Below are 16,602 nucleotides of genomic sequence, written 5' to 3'. Positions count from 1 at the left end.
TACTTTTTATTGTCCCACCTTCTCCCGCACGCCGTTCACTACAAAATGAACGATCCGACAAGCTGTACCCTTACTCTCCGGATTTTTTTCGGGAAGGGTGCGCAGCTCAAGGGTATGGTTGGTTTCGGGTAATTCTGTTTCAAGCATATATACCCAGGGAAGATGAAGAAAGCTGCTCCATTGGGTAAACTGATCCAGTGTTTTTTCCGGGCCGCCATCCACCCGCCAGGCGACTTTCCCGACATCGGGACCGGCAACTACCCAGATGCCTACGGCTCTGCCGGAAAATGTAAACCGAAGGGTTGAGTTTGGTGCTTCAGCTACGAGCATAGGTACATTTACAAACCCCAGGCGTGTGTCTGCCCCATCTTCGGGTTTCCATTCCGGATTTATTTTCCAGCCTTTTCCCACTACGGCGGATTCGAGCGGAAGCAACCCGCCTTCATCATAACAATACATATCCAGCGGCTCAGCCGGAACTTCAAAATCCAAAGGAACTGCATCCGCTGTCAAGGTATCTGCCCAGGCGGTCTCCAGCATTTTTTTTATGGACTTAAAATAAATTTCCTGTCCAAAAGGAGAAGGGTGTAAATCTTTGAAATCATCCTCCCAGGTAAATTCTTCCGCATAAATTCGCTCCGTCACCTCTCTTGCAAGGTCAAGACTGGTAATATGGTAATGTTCGGCAGCTTTTTCGTGGTTGACCACGACAGCCGGAATATTTCCGGCCTGGTAATCGGCCATCTTTTCAGGATCGACAAAATACATCAACACGATATCCATTTCAGGATTGACCGTCATCGCGTGTCGGACAATACCCTCCATCCCGCGTATTTGTTCGGTTTCTGTACGTCCGTTCGTAGCATCATTGACCGCAGCTTCCTCAAAGAGAAGGTCAATCGGGCCTTTGCTAAGGACATCCTGTTCGAGGCGAAAAGCGCCCGGTGTTGAGCCTGTGGAAGGAATACCGGCATTGATAAAAGTAAATTCTGTTTCAGGAAAACGCGCCTCCAGGTATTCGCTCACCATATCCCGCCAGCCGGGGTTCCAGGTAATGGAGCCACCCAAAAAAGCAACTGTCCCTACTTTGTCCTGTTCGAAGTGAATACGGCTATTATTAAGCCCACGGCGCAACTGGAAGTAGGAAAATTTATCAGGTTGGTACCGGATTCCTGTAAAGCGAAGAATAAAATCCACGATCGGCAAGGGCGATGCCAGAGAGTGAGGATGATGTCCGACACCCGGTTTGGAGAGAATCTTGATTTTTCCGCCTAGTTCCTGATATTTTTTTTCAAGAACAAGCGTATTTTCAGCTATAGGCACCACATCATCTGCCTCGCCGATGACATGGAGCAAGGGCACGCCTGCATCGGCCAGTGGCTTAAGCCGGTCAGGAATTTGTGTATATGCCATCGCCTCCGGCTCTGTCAGGTTATATGCCTTCAGGCATTTTTCCCAGTCTTCGGCACTCCCTTTGGCACTCATTTTCCCACCTGGCCAACTCCGAAAATCTACCACCGGCGCATCGGCATAAATACAGGTTACCTTTTCAGGGTTGGCTATGGCCCAGTTGTAAATAATTAACCCCCCACGGCTTAATCCCTCCAATACAGGTTTGGCCGAAAATCCGTGACGGGTAGTGAGGTATTTGTAAAAGCTGTTCCATTGTTTTACCGCTGCCGGACTTCCATACATATCGCTGACATCGTTGAAAACAATATGGAATCCCTGAGACAAAAGGGCAATGTCAACCTGTGGTTCATGCCCCCAAAATCGGGCGCGCCACACCCAAGGCGTACCGGTTGCAATTTCTTTGGGGATGACGACATAACTGGTTTTCCCTTCATAGGTAAACGTATGCCTTTCGTACCCCATCCAGGTATCCACCTGACCAGGAAATGTAGTTTCAACAGCAGGTTTACATCCCTGAAATACGAAAAAAACCGATAAAAGCAGTAGTGCGATTCTAAAAAATAAGCTATTCATTATGAGCAAGTTATAACGAATCTCAACAGCAAATTTATTCCACCCAGGTTTTACTATCTTCTCTGATGTACAGTTTGCGTTTCCGGTCAGCACTCCAGGCGCTGCCGAGAAATTGCCTGCTGGTGGTTTCTAGTTCGATTGAAAGTTTTTTTCCATCCACCCATACTTCACTTACGCCCAAATCGGCGAGGTTTGCGGTATAGGTCTTATTTGTTTCATAGTATTTTTTCTCCAGATAATAAATTTCGCGAAGGGCCCATTTGATTTTTTCGTCGGGGTTCCAGACAAAAAAATCTTCCCCGGAACCGGCTGTTTTGTCTGAAAACTGTAGGTATCCCCACTTTTCAGGTTCGTGCATATTGATCACTCCGGGAGCAGACCATACCCAGTTGTATTCGGGAAATGGTTTTCCGGTTGTGGGATTCAGTCGTTTTTGGTATTTGCCATTGACCACATCCAATCGCCATTCCACACGGGAAAAATCCAGGCGCCAGTGATCACCGGCTTTGGGCAAAGCTCTTCCGGCGGCAGCTTCACGCAACATTTCCCAGGGCATGGCGATTTCCACCGTCCAGCCTCTGTCGCGATCGCCGGGCTGATTTATCGTACCATCTGCAAAAACAGCTACTTTCATCCCATTGACTGACCAGGCATTGAGATAAGGACCCCCATCACGATAGGGCTTCACAAGCATCAGATCCCACTCGGTGGCAAATGCATTGACCTCAAATTCGTAGTAGAGGTGGGTGTCGGCATCCGGATCGATAAACACCTCAAAATCATTGTCGTAATAAATCACGGATTCTCTCTCCTTTAATGTTGCCCAAAGGTCAGGCTCTTCCAGCCATGCCGCCATATAGAGATACTTGTCGTCCCACAAAACTTTTGCGTGCGTGCGGTGGAAGGGCGCAGGCATTTTTTCGCCTTCAATGTCCTGAAAATCATCCGTCCATGGTGCCTCTGCCCAGGAAGACTCCTCAAGTTTTCCGTCAATGACCAGCGGGGTCTCGGCACGGTAACAAACATAGGTTTCGGGGTGAAACGGCAGTTCGGTAATGCGTATAGGCTGCTGGGCAACGATTTGGACGATGATACAGAAGCCAAAAACGACAGAAAGGACAGATTTTCGAATGGGAGAATCCATATCTTTGCAGAAAGTTTGTTTTGTACGTAGTCTCAAATATGCCAATTCTTTTGAATTTATTGCCATATATAAAATAATTGCTGTTTTAATTTTTTACCGAATGAGTGCCCAAACGCTGAATCTGCTTCCCGTTCCAGATCGTATTACCCTTTCCGAAGGAAAATTCCGGATTGATGGTATGTTTACCCTGACCATTAGTGGCAACCCTGATGATCGGATCTACGGCGCAGCCACCCGCTTTTTACGGCGACTCGATGGGCGTATGGGACTATTTTTCAGCCAGGGCTTTATTACACCTGAGAATATTCCTGATTCGGCTCCACTGTTAATCACGGTCAAGTCCCGGGGGAAGGTAAATCTTATGATGGATGAGGCCTATGAGTTGGAGATTAATGAGCAGGAAATCCACCTGTTGGCGAATACGGACATTGGCGCTATCCGGGGGTTTGAGACGCTGCTACAACTCGCAGATGCAGACGAAAAAGGATGGTTTTTCCCTTGCCTGCTGATTCAGGACAGACCGCGTTTTCCGTGGAGGGGGTTATTGCTCGATGTGGCACGCCATTTTTTGCCTGTGGAAAAAGTCAAACAGAATATTGACGGGCTGGCAGCCGTGAAGATGAACGTGCTGCACTTTCACCTTACCGATGATCAGGGATTTCGGATTGAGACCCAATGTTTTCCAAAACTTCACGAACAAGGCTCAGACGGCCTGTACTACACCCGTGCCCAGCTGACTGAAATTATTGAATATGCCGCAGACCGGGGAATTCGTGTGGTACCGGAAATCGGCCTGCCCAGCCATGCAACAGCCATACTGACTGCCTATCCGGAACTTGCGAGTGCACCAGGGCCTTATGCGATTGAAAGGAAAGCCGGCATCATGCACCCCACGCTCGATCCCAGTCGGGAAACTACTTATGAATTTCTGGAAACGCTGTTTACCGAAGTAGCGGGCATTTTCCCTGACGAATATTTTCACATAGGCGGAGATGAAAATGAAGGCAAACAATGGGATGCCAATCCTGAAATTCAGCATTTTATGCAGGAAAAAGGCATCGCTGACAACCAGTCGCTTCAGACCTGGTTCAACCGAAGACTTCTGAAAATACTTACCCGGCTTGGAAAAAAAATGATGGGATGGGACGAAATACTTCAGCCTGATCTTCCATTGGATGCGGTTATTCATAGCTGGCGGGGAAAAGAGTCGCTGTATGAGGCGGCAAACAAAGGTTATCAGTGTGTGCTATCAAATGGATATTACATTGACCTTGCCCTGCCGGCGACAAGCCATTATCACAATGACCCGCTTCCACCTGATATGGAACTTTCTGATGCAGCAAAGTCTTGCATCCTTGGGGGAGAAGCTACGATGTGGAGCGAACTCGTAACGCCACTGACAGTCGATTCCAGAATCTGGCCACGTACTGCCTGTATCGCCGAAAGGCTTTGGTCTCAGGCCCATGTCACAGACATCAACGATATGTACCGCAGGCTCGAACAAACCGACCTCCGTCTGGAAGAACTGGGATTGCAGCACAATACCGCCCGCGACGTCATCATGCGGAGCCTGTGCCGGGGAAGAGATATCGCTCCGCTCCAGATCCTCGTAGATGTGATCGAGCCGATGAAAATCTATACCCGAAATCCGGACGGGGAACTTTATCGCATGTTTTCGCCTTTTACCCTGCTGGCAGATGCAGCCAGACCTGACGCAAGAATTGCCCGCCTGTTTAAGGAAGCTGTTTCAGCTTACCTGAAGGAACCCCATACAAAAGATCGGCGATTTATCATGAATCACCTGAGAATGTGGAAAAGTAACCACGAGCATTTGCTTCCGCTAATCCGGCAAAATCCTGCACTGGCAGAAGCAGAGGAACTTTCCCGTAATCTTTCAAAAATTGCAGGAATCGGACTGAGCGTAATGGAAGGATCCATAAGAGGTGAGCGCTCGGCCTCCGCAAATGTATTTGCAGAAGCGCGCAGACAGGGCGGACGAACCGAACTTCAGGTTGTGGATGCGATTGAAGAGCTGGTAATTAATCTCTTAAATTAACTCAGCGCCTTAATACCAGCTGTTCATAGATCACCTGATCATCAAAATGAATCTTCAGGTAGTAAATGCCTTCAGGAAAACCGCTGACATCTATTTGCCAGTTGTTCGATTGGGGGGAATGAAGGAAGTCTTCGGAAAACAATTCCTGCCCCAACTGATTGAGCAGAGATATTCTGAAAAAATGTTCCGGCGCATGCGTAGCTATAACCGAGACAAAATCTTTTGCAGGATTCGGGAAAATGGTCAGCTGGCCTCCTGTGAGAGGTATGTGCAATTCTTCTATATGGCTGAATGAAAAGCTTCCATTTTCATCAATCACCCTAAGCCGATAGTAAACAATTCCTGCCCCCAGTTTGGAAACATGCTGATCCGGGAAAAAATATTCATTGGCTTCAAACACAGAACCCGCGGCAGGAATAATACCAATACCACCAAAAATATGGCCGTCAAGAGATCTTTCTACCACAAAAGAAGCCGTATTCAACTCCCACAAAGTCTTCCAGGAAAGTAAAGCCTGCGAATTGCGCCATTCGGCAACAAAATCAACCAGGCTTACCGGCAGCAACGGATTATAATCAGGCTGTTGAAAACCAATCGTGAGCGCAGGCAAAGAAGCATTTTTTGTTCCGACGACCGCTTCACCTATGGTATAACTATAGTAAAACCCTCCAAGTGGAGCAGTCGTGCCACAGCAACCCAATACTGTTCGCTCCAGAAACTGGGCAGACAAATTACCCACATTTAAGAAAACCAGAATGGCTAATAATAAGGATTTCATAATGTTTATTTCTGGGAGATCGTCTGTTTCAGGGAATGTAGTTCTTCCGAAAGCCGATTCAGCATTTCTTCGAGTTGGCTGATCTTATCGGACTGGCGGTCAATGATCGCTTGTTGTTCCTGTATAGCTTTTACCATCACTGGCGCCAGTTCTCCATAATTTACCCCCATAGGTTCATCTTCAGGAGAATCAGCAGAACCATACACCACCTCCGGAACAATTTCAGCCAGTTCTTGCGCAATCATCCCAATCTTAGATTCAGAATCAGGCGTAGATTTCCAGTTATAGGAAACAGGATTCATGAGCAGGATTTCCTTCAGTCCGTAAGAAATGGGTTCAATATGAGTTTTGAGGCGATAGTCAGAAGTCTGAATCGTGCCATTTACAGCATACACAGCGGTCCATCGGCGGGTAGAAGCACCGAGGGTAAATAAATTATCAGAAAAAGGCTGAGTGATTCCATTGACAACGAGGCCATTGGCAGGGGGAATACTGTTGACTCCGATAGAAACGCCACCATTGCTGTGGACCCGAAAGGCCGTAGTGCCGTTGATCTGTACGCGAAGCGCGTTTTGGCCAGCCAGTGCGGCAATATGAAAGCGATCCGAGGGTGCTGCCGTACCAAGGCCCACCGAACCGCCGCCATTGACGAGATAGACATTTTCAGGAGAATTAAAATTGAGGTGAAGCCCATCTCCGATGACTTCGATTTGGTTGGGGTCAAAAGCCAGGCCGTTGGTGGTTGTCCCCAACAGAAGAGAAGAATTGGCTGGAACAAATGTACCCGCATTATTCAAGCTACCCAGCGCACTGCTGACCTGAAGCATGCCGGTTGGGGCGTCATATCCGACGGCGGTTTGCCCATTTTTCTGAATGATAAAAGAGTTGGAACGCGCAGCATCAGAGGTCCCGTCGCCTATGACAAATACAGGATCAGTAGCAATCCAGTTGGCACTGTCCCCCGAAGAAATATTATATCGTCCCAAAGCCATAGAACCGTAAGGATAAGCAATGGTTCGAAGCCCAAAGGTAGAAGAATAATTTCCACGCGCCTCAGTAACCCAACCCGTAGAAAAAGAAGTATAGCCATAGGCATCATTGGGCCCCAGAGAAACGGCAGCTTCTCCCCGTGCATCGGCATTCCAGCCGATAGCCACACTGTAGTTCTGCCGCGCAGACGATGCACCAAGGCCGGTAGTACCTCCGCCGATAGCCACACCATAACGCCCGCCGGTATAACCATACATAGCGATCCCACCCTCATCTTCGGCCGTTCCTTCTACCGTAAAACTCCCTCTCCCTTTGGAGTTTCCGCCAAAGGTATAGCTGTTGTTGCCTTTGGCATTTCCAAAAAAGGCGACCGAACTGGAACCATCGGCCCAACCAAATGATCCCCAGGCAAAAGCACCAAATCCTTTGGCGCGGGCGTTTTGACCACCTGCAAAAGAGTAGTAACCGATACTGTCGTAATCCCAGAACTTATCGTAATTGTACCCGCCAAAAGGTGGGGTAAGGTAACCAAAACGAAATGCCCCCTTAGCCCCGTACCATAAAAACTTAAATCCCGAACCGGTAAGTCCGTTGCCAAACAAGACATTTGAAGTATCGGCAAGATGCAAAGTGGCGAGCGGGGAGCTGGTACCCACACTAATTCTCCCTTTGTTATAGAAAGCCCCCGATGCATTTTCGCTCCAAACAGAGCCATTTTCTGCGTAGAGCGCATAAGGTACACTCTGAAACTGGCAGGTACCCAGCGTTGCATATCCTGAGCCGGCATCGACTTCGATAACGACCTGGTGCTGTCCGCTGCCCCAATCGACAGCACTGAAAGTGCCAGAGACAGGGATTCCTTTTCCGATGACAAGGTCAAAAAGCCCGTATACGTCGGTAAGGGTTGAATGTATTTCCTGATATACCGTAGCCGGAACCTGATTCTGAACAGAAAATCTTACGGAAATACTCGTATTTGCCATGGGGATTCCACTCGCGTCGCGAGCAACAGCCTGGAAATTGATGCCCTGAGGCACCTGTGTCATGACTGAGGTGGAAATTGCCGAAAAAATCGCAACGATAATTATGCGTAGATACTGGCTCATTTTCTAGGGTTTTAATAATCATGTACCTTTCCGGGCAAAATAGTTACCATACAAGAAAGTTTTTTTAATTTTACAGCATAATCACTGCCACAACCGGTCTCACTTTAACCGAGAAAATCTAACTTAGAAATTATTATTTTCCTGAAAAATCAAAAGCTATAACGATTAACTCAAACAATGAAGAAAAAACAGGTCACGTTACTGGAACTGGCAAAACGACTAAACCTCTCTCCATCTACAGTTTCACGTGCACTCAACGACCGACATCGAATCAGTGAATCCACCCGTTCCCGGGTAAAAGCATTGGCGGAAGAGTTGGAATATCAGCCGAATCCCTCTGCAAAAAGTCTCAGGGAAAGCAAGACCTATTCGCTTGGCGTGCTTGTTCCTGAGATCGCCCATAATTTTTTTGCAACGACAATCAGCGGGATAGAAAAAGCTGCACTTGCCGCGGGGTACAATATAATGATTTGCCAGTCGCATGAGTCTTATGAACGGGAGAAGGCCATTTCTTATGCCCTGCTGTCCAGTCGGGTCGATGGACTGCTGGTTTGTCCTTCAGGAGAAACGCAAGACTTTAAACACTTTGCAACATTTCTCCGAAAAGATATTCCGGTTGTATTTTTTGACCGGATCAGTATGAGCTTTCAGGGTTCGAAAGTAGTCGTGAATGACTTCGAAGGGGCTCTTTCCGCAGTAGAATATCTGATTAAAACCGGCTGTCGGCGAATTGCCCATTTGGCAGGACCCGCTCCTTTGTCCAACAGTACCGAAAGGCTCAATGGCTATCTTGCTGCATTGGATAAATATGACATTCCTGATGATGATTCTCTGGTCCGGCATTGTGATATGAACCGGGAGCTCACGATGAAAATCACTGAAGAATTGCTGACAATGCCTAACCGGCCAGATGCGATTTTTACCTTCAATGACAACATTGCTTACGATGTCATCCGGGTGATCAAAAAAATGGGGTTAAAAATCCCCCAAGATATTTCGGTGGTTGGTTTTAGCGACCAGCCATTGAGCGAAATGATAGAACCTGCCCTTACAACGGTAGCTCAGCCCGCCTTCCATATTGGAGAAGTTGCGGTGAAACTGATGTTTGAGCAACTCAACAGTGAGGAAGGAGAGATTCCTTTTCGGACGGAAGTATTGGAGACACAGCTGATCTTAAGAGATAGCACCCGGCGTTTATAAAGCCCGGTCAAGATGTACGTACCCTCCGTCAACGTGCATATACTGACCGGTAATATGTGAGGCGCGTTCTGATGCGAGAAATAAAACCATGTCAGCGATTTCTTCTGCTGTGGTCATTCTATGGCCAAGGGGGATTCGCTCTGTGATGGCTTTGAGTTTTTCGCCGGGATTGGCAAATCCTTCCAGCCAGTTCATATAAAGCGGGGTCATTACCTCTGCTGGCAGGACAGCATTTACCCTTATGCCATAAGGCAGCAATTCGATGGCCCAGTCCCGGGTAAGGCCCAGTTGAGCAGCTTTGGAAGAAACATAACCAGAGTTGCCGCCCTGACCGGTTACACCGGTTTTAGAACTGATATTGATGATGGTACCCTTTGTGGCTTTCAATGCTTCAATGGCATAATGCGCCATGCAGTAATAATGTGAAACATTGATAGAAAGAGAATTTATAAAATCCGCAGGATTTCCTTTTTCAAGTCCGACCCGGTCATTCACGCCTGCATTATTGACAAGGATATCAATTCTGCCAAAAAGTTTCATCGTTTGGTCAATGACCATTTGACATGCCCCTGGCTGAGTTAATTCCGTATGAATGAACAAACATTGTCCACCACCCGCATTTAGCTCATTGGCCAGAGATTCACCTTCATCCCGAAGTCTTCCGGCGATCACCGCAGTCCCACCTTCGGCAACCATCCCCCTAACGATACCTTCTCCGATACCGCGCTCGCCTCCAGTAACAATCATTACCTTGTTATGCAAATATAGATCCATGACATTGGCTTAAAAATAAATCCTGGGCGGCAGATACGGCTATTTTATTCGAAAAGGCACAACTTTTTGCTGAGCGCTTCCAAGCCCTTCAATCCCTAATTTTACGACATCCCCTTCATTCAGATAGCGGGGGGGCTTAAAGCCAAGTCCCACACCGGGAGGGGTACCGGTGGAGATAACATCACCGGGAAGGAGGGTCATAAAGCGACTGAGATAACTGACCAAAACAGGAATCCCAAACACAAGATTGGAGGTATTTCCATTTTGGACACGTTCGCCATTTACTTCGAGCCAGAGATGAAGATTATCAACATCATCGATTTCTTCTTTGGTAGCCAAAAATGGCCCCAAAGGCGCAAATGTATCACAGCTTTTCCCTTTTACCCATTGGCCGGAACGCTCCAGTTGGAATTCGCGTTCGCTGTAATCATTATGGAGGACATATCCTGCCACATAATCCATCGCCTCAGATTCCTCGACATAGGAAGCGCGTTTACCGATGACAAATGCCAACTCTACTTCCCAGTCAGTCTTGACACTACCTTTGGGGAGAATCAGATCGTCATCAGGCCCACAAATCGCAGACGTTGCTTTAAAAAATACAACAGGTTCTTTGGGAATATCCATTCCGCTCTCCCGGGCATGGTCCGCATAGTTGAGTCCGATACAGATCAGTTTGGAAGGACGGCAGACAGGTGAGCCCAGCCGGACATTTTCGGGAACAACCGGTGCATTGCTGGCATTTTTTTGCAACCATGATTCCAGTCGTTGAAGGCCGTTATTTTGAAAAAAGCTTTCGTCATAATCTTCACCAAAAGCAGAAACATCAATACGATGATCATTGGAAAGTATCACTCCGGGTTTTTCTTTACCTTCAGGGCCAAAGCGAAATAGTTTCATAAAAGAGTCTCAGGTGGTTTTATTTACAATAATAAAAACATAATTCGGCATAACAACTAAAGAAGTCTGCCGGAAATGCTTTTCGCAGAAGGTTTCAGAAATACCTATCAGCCTGCCGGTAAGCTTTAGCAGGAAAATGACGCAGGCGCAGCAGTCAGAAATAATCTGCAAAAAGCTGCTTTAAAATTCGCTCCAGGCTTTCATTTTCGAGGGGTTTGGTTTCAAACTCTGAGATGATATTGAGTGCTTTTGCTTTATTACGGTCATCCGGATTTTGAGAGGTCGTAAGCATCACCACCACGACTCTGCTCTGAAGATTAATTTCCAGCTTATTGTATTCTTCCAGAAATTCCCACCCGTTCATACCAGGCATATTGATATCCAGGAAAATCAGATCAGGGTGGGTTTCCGGGTGTTCAGGTTTGGCTTTGATGAAGTCTAAGGCCTCTAAAGCTGATTCTATAGCAACAATGTTGTTACAGCAATTCGTTTTTTTGATAACCCGTTTATGATAAAAATTATCATCAGGGTTATCGTCAATGAGTAATATGCAGTTAAGTTTTTTTTTCATAACCAATTCTCGAGTTCCTATCCACAAGATAAAACGATGGATAAGTAAATGAAATGGCTACTAAAATCCACATTAATTACCCACTATTCTCATTTTGATTTATAAACAGCACTTGAAATGGCAGATCCTACTGGTTTTTCATTGTTGTATTTGAGCCCCAGCAAAGTGGCCACCGTTTGTGCGATCTGATTTTGGTACAATTGGCCAGCAGAATTGACTTCTCCCAAAGCCGGCGAATCAGGCCCCATTACTGCAATCCATATCTGATCTGCATGGGGTATTTTCGTACCGTGATGTTTCCAGTTTTCGATGGGAACAGTGCCGCGGCCATGATCGGTAGTAATGATGAGCGTAGTTTTATCTTTGTATGCAGGGTGATTTTGCACAAAACTCCAGATATCCGCAATAAATGCATCGGTGCGGTGTGCGGCTTTCAGGTATTCATCATAAGCGCCGTCATGGGCAAAATCATCCGTTTCGCCATAAGAAATAAACACCAGTCGCGGCGCATTTTTCTGTATGTATTCTTTTGCAAAATGATGGGTAAATGCATCATACCGCACAGAACCCCATTCTTCGGGAATCTGAGCCTGAAGTTCATATAAAAGTTTTTCTTTTTCGGTCAGATTTTCACCGGCAGGAGCAGAAGGAAAACCTGCGTTTACGGGAATTCCGCTTCGATGGGTATTAATGATATAGGGAAACACATCCCACGACCCAAAGGCAGCCACTCTTCCTTTAAAATGCGGCTGGTTGTTGATAAATTCGAGAACTGTCTGGTTGGGGTTGTCGATTTTGTCGTTGGACTTAATTCTTTCATCATCCGAAAAACCACTCAGAATTTCATTGTATCCGGGGTATGAAAACCACATATGGTTGGAGACATTTACTTTATTGTCATATTTTCTGTTGCCATACAACTGCCCCTGACTGCTGATGACAGACCAGAAAAAGGGCATAAGTTTTTCCCTTCTGGCAACAGGAGTCTCAGCCCAGAACGATTTTGCCAGTTCTTCGGGCTTGGGGGTGAATGTTTTGTCATACAAAAGCACAGAATCTGCGCCGCCAAATACCTCCTGCCAGCGAAGGCCGTCGAAGGTAATAAGAATGATATTCTCTGTTTTCAGACCTTGATTCTGACCATTAGCAGAAAGGCAAATCCCTGCCAGACAAATGATTAGGAGAAAAAATTTTTGCATAATGATTATATTCATTGAGTGATGCTTCGAAGCAACTTCACTGAGATTAATTTGCAAGATAACCTGCATTAAGGATTGATTAAATTTCCCTTTGCTTCGCCAATTAAACAAACCCTTCGTGTGTCTGCCTATGCAGATGGTTTCTGCTTCGTTTCGGAAAGATTACTTTCTCACAATTACTATAATTCCGTAGCAATTTACTGCCCCGTCCTTTTGGCGAGCTGGCTTTCCACGGGTACAACAGTCTCAGAATGCCGGGCGACCATGGCTTCGATTTCTGCTACCACTTCGGGGTATTGATCTGCTACATCGATTTTTTCGGACGGATCGTGGGCAAGGTTGAACAGCTGATATTTTTCCAGCTTTTCTACCCGTGCAGGATAACCGAGCGGATTGTTGGTATAAAAATACAGCTTAAAATCACCCTTGCGCGCGGCAAAAATGCGGGTGTTGTGGTAATACAACATTTCGTTTCGCGGGGAGACGTCTTCGCCCTTCAATACACCAGAAATATCATATCCGTCATACACGCGGTCATCGGGAAGCGAAACCCCGGCCAGACTGGCAAAAGTAGGCAGGAGATCGAGGGTGCTGCCCAGTTTACTTACAACCTGCGGTTTGACCGTTCCCGGCCACCAGAAAATTGCAGGTTCTCTTACCCCGCCTTCATAGCTGGTTCCCTTTGCACCATACAGTAAACCCGCACTGCCCGCGTGGTCACCAAAAATTGCCCAGGGGCCATTGTCGGAGGTGAAAACTACCAGCGTATTTTTGTCCAGTCCCTGCTCACGGAGCGTATTCAGAATTTCGCCCGCACTCCAGTCAATTTCCTGAATGACATCCCCATAAAGCCCCCTCTCGCTGGTATTGCGAAAATCATCGGAGGCAAAGAGCGGTACATGCGGCAGATTATGGGCCAGATAGAGGAAAAACGGTTTTTCTTTGTTTTCAAGAATAAATTGTTTCGCCTCTGCCGTATATCGTTTGACTATCGTATTCTGGTCGGCAGGTCTTTCCACGATTTCTTCATTGCGCATGAGCGGCACGTTAAACGACTCGATTTTGGGTTGAGCAAATACGTCCACACCTGCGGCATCGACCCTGTCCATATCATTGCTGTAGGGAATACCAAAGTACGAATCGAAGCCATGATTGGTAGGTAAGTATTGAGGCAAATGACCGAGGTGCCATTTACCGATAGCGCCAGTGGCATAACCAGCACCTTTAAGCAGGCGGGCAATGGTAATTTCGCTTGCGGGGAGTCCCCCTTCAGAATTAGGGAAAAGCACCCAGTTTTTTTCGTCAGTCATCCCGCTGCGGATGGCATATCGCCCGGTGAGGAGGCCTGCGCGGGAGGGAGTGCAAACATTGGCGGAAACATAAAACTGCGTCCATTTCTGTCCTTCAAAGGCCATGCGATCCAGGTTTGGCGTTTTGATGGTCGGGTGCCCATAGACCCCGAGATCGCCGTATCCCTGGTCATCGGTAAAGATGACAATGAAGTTGGGCGGGCGTGAGTCCGGAGAAACACCACTTTTTTCATTAGAAGAAGCGCATCCAGACATCCCAAGAAACATAATTATCCCGCAGAAAAAACTGAGACGAATAAAAGGAGAGGTAGTTAGTCGAAGCATAATATGAGTATTTAGAAAATTATGTCATGTGGAAGATAGAAATATTCGGTGAGATGGAAAATAAATTCATGCGCCCCTTGTTTTTAAACTCCCCATAACATAGATTTGGTAATACATCAACCATTTTTATGAAAAGCAAAAAATACGGGCTCACTGTATACCTTTCTGATGATCAGAAAAATCTGGATCAGAATTTACTTAAGGAAATTGTCAAATTTAAAAAAAAAGCGTTCAAAGAGCTTAATCCCACAATTTCATTTGGGAATCATTCAAAACAGGCGCCACCTGACCACCATGAGATTCTTCATCTGGAAGCCCATGCAGATGGAATATCCTTTATTAGCGAAAGCGAACAACCCTGGGATGAATTCAAAATGACAATCAGGCAAGGATATGAGCATTTAAGGAAGCCATTCTCAACCAGTGGAAATTTATCACAGGCGATAGTTATGGCGCTATTATCATGGGTGTTCACCTTCATGGCAATGATCAATACAATCTTTTTGAGAGGGTGGAGACTGGAGATTGTTAAAAACATGGCTCTTTCCAATGGAGAGAAAACTATTCCGGAAACCATTCCTAATCTATTTACATTTTTCAGAAGGGGATTGGTTTTAATCGTCATGCGAGCAATATATTTTCTCCCACATTTACTTGTTCTAACAATCGTAACGCCACAGCTATTTAACCTATTTATAGATTTTTTCTGGTGGGTTTGGGACATTATTACGGGCGATAAAAAAACTATTCTAGAGTTTTTAATCGCAAAAATCCCCGAAGTAATGGTATCAGTAATCATTGAATTTGTGATGGTACTTCTATACTTTCTGATTGTATGGCCCATCTATCGCATCAATATGATCAAGTATGCCCAAGGCCTTATAAGGGGATATCAGTTTCTGAGTCCGGGACAAATCAGACACAGTATTATGGTTTATAGGGAAAATGCAGACCTGGTTTTGGGTATTTGCTTTTTTTACCTGTGTATCAATTTCTTTTGCGTGGTTTCATTAAGCCTGCTGACAACATTTACTTTTGGAGCTGCCTATGTTGCAGTGCCTTTTTTACTGGTATTTATACGACATTGGCCCATTGCCTATGCCTATGGTTGGTTAGCTACAAAAATACAACACTCATTGGTACCAAAAACAGCCCATCAGCCTGCAAATGAGTCCGTTGTATTCTAACCTCATCACTTTTTTACACGTTGTTTTCACCAACAATAATCATGGAAAAAATTACAAAATATAAACTCCAGATAGGGTATACACCGGCCAAAAGAGAATCATTTACAGATTTTCCAAAAGCGGGGTCCCCTGCATCGATCTTCTTTGGTAAGGATGAAAATATCGTTTGGGAAAACGTCGTTTTAACAGATAATACAGTAAGACTATATGGTATCTGGGGAATTTTGGAATATATAAGAGGCCAGATTAATGCTGTTAAATTGTTATTTAGAAATAAGGCCAGTAAACAACAGACCCTTGTCCTTACCCTCCTTTACTCAGTATTGAGTTATGGCCTACTCAACCTCAACCGTTTTTTTGCACATGGCTGGAGCCTGGAAATCATAAAAAGAATTGGAGAAGGCAACAATATACTTTCACCAAAAGTAAAAAACCTTCAGGATATAGGCGGTTATATCAAACAGGGCATAAAGCTAATGACTGCAAGAACTTTTTACGAGTTACCCAGAGTCATATTCCTTGCTCTTTTTGGTGCTAAAATTATTCAGTTCGTATTTGAGTTTGGGAAATGGATGACGAAATATATTGGCACTCGGGGTGATATAGGTGGGTTTTGGATTTACCTCACTACCAAAAATGAAGGAAGTGCCTATTTGGGAACCAGTGTTCTGGATGATATTGGAATCGGGATTGCACTGGAATTAGTATTACTGGCATTATATGGCCTGATTGTAACCCCTGCATTTAAAATTATGACTTTCCGTTACGCATTTGGGGAAATCACCTGGAAAGAACTTTTTTCCATAAAAAAGATAAGAGAAGCATTTGCGATTTACAAAAAATATCCCCGATCAACCCTTGCTGCCTATTTATGGTCCCTCATGGTTGGTATGGTCAGTTCCTTTGTCAATTTAGTTATGATAATGGTTTTACCTGTGTTAGGCCTCTTCATTATTCCGGGTTACAATCTTTCTTTTAAGTACTGGCCTAAAGCTTACGGATATGGAAAGCTAGCCAGGAAACTAATAGTAAATGGAGATATCGTACCTCCAATCACAGTTCCCTAAAGTTTGTATT

The 16,602-nt window shown here is 45.7% G+C and carries 13 protein-coding genes; 4 read left to right on the top strand and 9 right to left on the bottom strand.

Annotation, left to right across the window (positions count from 1 at the left end):
- Positions 1-6: 6 nt before the first annotated feature.
- Both R3D00_11060 and R3D00_11055 read right to left on the bottom strand, forming a co-directional pair.
- Positions 7-1,986 (bottom strand): GDSL-type esterase/lipase family protein, encoded by a 1,980-nt coding sequence (locus tag R3D00_11060; protein MEZ4773711.1) that lies wholly within the window; start codon positions 1,984-1,986, stop codon positions 7-9.
- A gap of 34 nt (positions 1,987-2,020) precedes the next feature.
- Positions 2,021-3,130 carry a carbohydrate-binding family 9-like protein gene (locus R3D00_11055; protein MEZ4773710.1) on the bottom strand — a complete coding sequence of 370 codons (1,110 nt, stop codon included), beginning with the start codon at positions 3,128-3,130 and terminating at the stop codon, positions 2,021-2,023.
- Between the two features lie 100 nt (positions 3,131-3,230).
- Between R3D00_11055 and R3D00_11050 the strand changes: the two genes are divergently transcribed.
- Positions 3,231-5,186, top strand: coding sequence for a family 20 glycosylhydrolase (locus R3D00_11050; GenBank protein MEZ4773709.1), 1,956 nt, complete (start codon positions 3,231-3,233; stop codon positions 5,184-5,186).
- A gap of 1 nt (position 5,187) precedes the next feature.
- Here the strand turns inward: R3D00_11050 and R3D00_11045 are convergent, their stop codons facing one another.
- Entirely contained in the window at positions 5,188-5,964 is a 777-nt protein-coding gene (locus R3D00_11045) for a T9SS type A sorting domain-containing protein (GenBank protein MEZ4773708.1), read from the bottom strand.
- A 5-nt stretch (positions 5,965-5,969) separates the two neighbouring features.
- Positions 5,970-8,060 carry a tail fiber domain-containing protein gene (locus R3D00_11040; protein ID MEZ4773707.1) on the bottom strand — a complete coding sequence of 697 codons (2,091 nt, stop codon included), beginning with the start codon at positions 8,058-8,060 and terminating at the stop codon, positions 5,970-5,972.
- Positions 8,061-8,237: 177 nt separating this feature from the next.
- Here R3D00_11040 and R3D00_11035 point away from each other — a divergent pair, with 177 nt between their 5' ends.
- A complete protein-coding gene (locus tag R3D00_11035) occupies positions 8,238-9,260 on the top strand; it encodes a LacI family DNA-binding transcriptional regulator (GenBank protein ID MEZ4773706.1) in 1,023 nt (340 codons plus the stop codon).
- Here R3D00_11035 and R3D00_11030 read toward each other — a convergent pair.
- The 5 genes from R3D00_11030 to R3D00_11010 form a co-directional block, all read right to left on the bottom strand.
- Positions 9,255-10,034: an SDR family oxidoreductase gene (locus R3D00_11030; GenBank protein ID MEZ4773705.1), complete on the bottom strand. Its 780-nt coding sequence runs from the start codon at positions 10,032-10,034 to the stop codon at positions 9,255-9,257. The genes R3D00_11035 and R3D00_11030 overlap by 6 nt on opposite strands.
- 39 nt (positions 10,035-10,073) lie before the next feature.
- Positions 10,074-10,934 (bottom strand): fumarylacetoacetate hydrolase family protein, encoded by an 861-nt coding sequence (locus R3D00_11025; GenBank protein ID MEZ4773704.1) that lies wholly within the window; start codon positions 10,932-10,934, stop codon positions 10,074-10,076.
- A 154-nt stretch (positions 10,935-11,088) separates the two neighbouring features.
- Positions 11,089-11,505: a response regulator gene (locus R3D00_11020; GenBank protein MEZ4773703.1), complete on the bottom strand. Its 417-nt coding sequence runs from the start codon at positions 11,503-11,505 to the stop codon at positions 11,089-11,091.
- An 89-nt stretch (positions 11,506-11,594) separates the two neighbouring features.
- A complete protein-coding gene (locus tag R3D00_11015; protein MEZ4773702.1) occupies positions 11,595-12,704 on the bottom strand; it encodes an alkaline phosphatase family protein in 1,110 nt (369 codons plus the stop codon).
- 197 nt (positions 12,705-12,901) lie between these two features.
- Positions 12,902-14,269, bottom strand: a complete 1,368-nt coding sequence (locus R3D00_11010; protein MEZ4773701.1) for a sulfatase — start codon at positions 14,267-14,269, stop codon at positions 12,902-12,904.
- Positions 14,270-14,466: 197 nt separating this feature from the next.
- On the opposite strand from R3D00_11010, the gene R3D00_11005 reads away from it, so the two are divergent.
- Together R3D00_11005 and R3D00_11000 are read left to right on the top strand one after the other, a co-directional pair.
- Positions 14,467-15,525: a hypothetical protein gene (locus R3D00_11005; protein ID MEZ4773700.1), complete on the top strand. Its 1,059-nt coding sequence runs from the start codon at positions 14,467-14,469 to the stop codon at positions 15,523-15,525.
- A 41-nt stretch (positions 15,526-15,566) separates the two neighbouring features.
- The gene (locus R3D00_11000; GenBank protein MEZ4773699.1) at positions 15,567-16,592 is read left to right on the top strand and encodes a hypothetical protein; all 1,026 of its coding nucleotides are present in this window, start codon (positions 15,567-15,569) and stop codon (positions 16,590-16,592) included.
- Positions 16,593-16,602 lie beyond the last annotated feature (10 nt).

Source organism: Bacteroidia bacterium, from assembly GCA_041391665.1.
Classification (GTDB): domain Bacteria; phylum Bacteroidota; class Bacteroidia; order J057; family J057; genus JAGQVA01.
The sequence above is the reverse complement of the archived record's forward strand: the minus strand, read 5'-3'. Positions and strand labels throughout refer to the sequence as shown.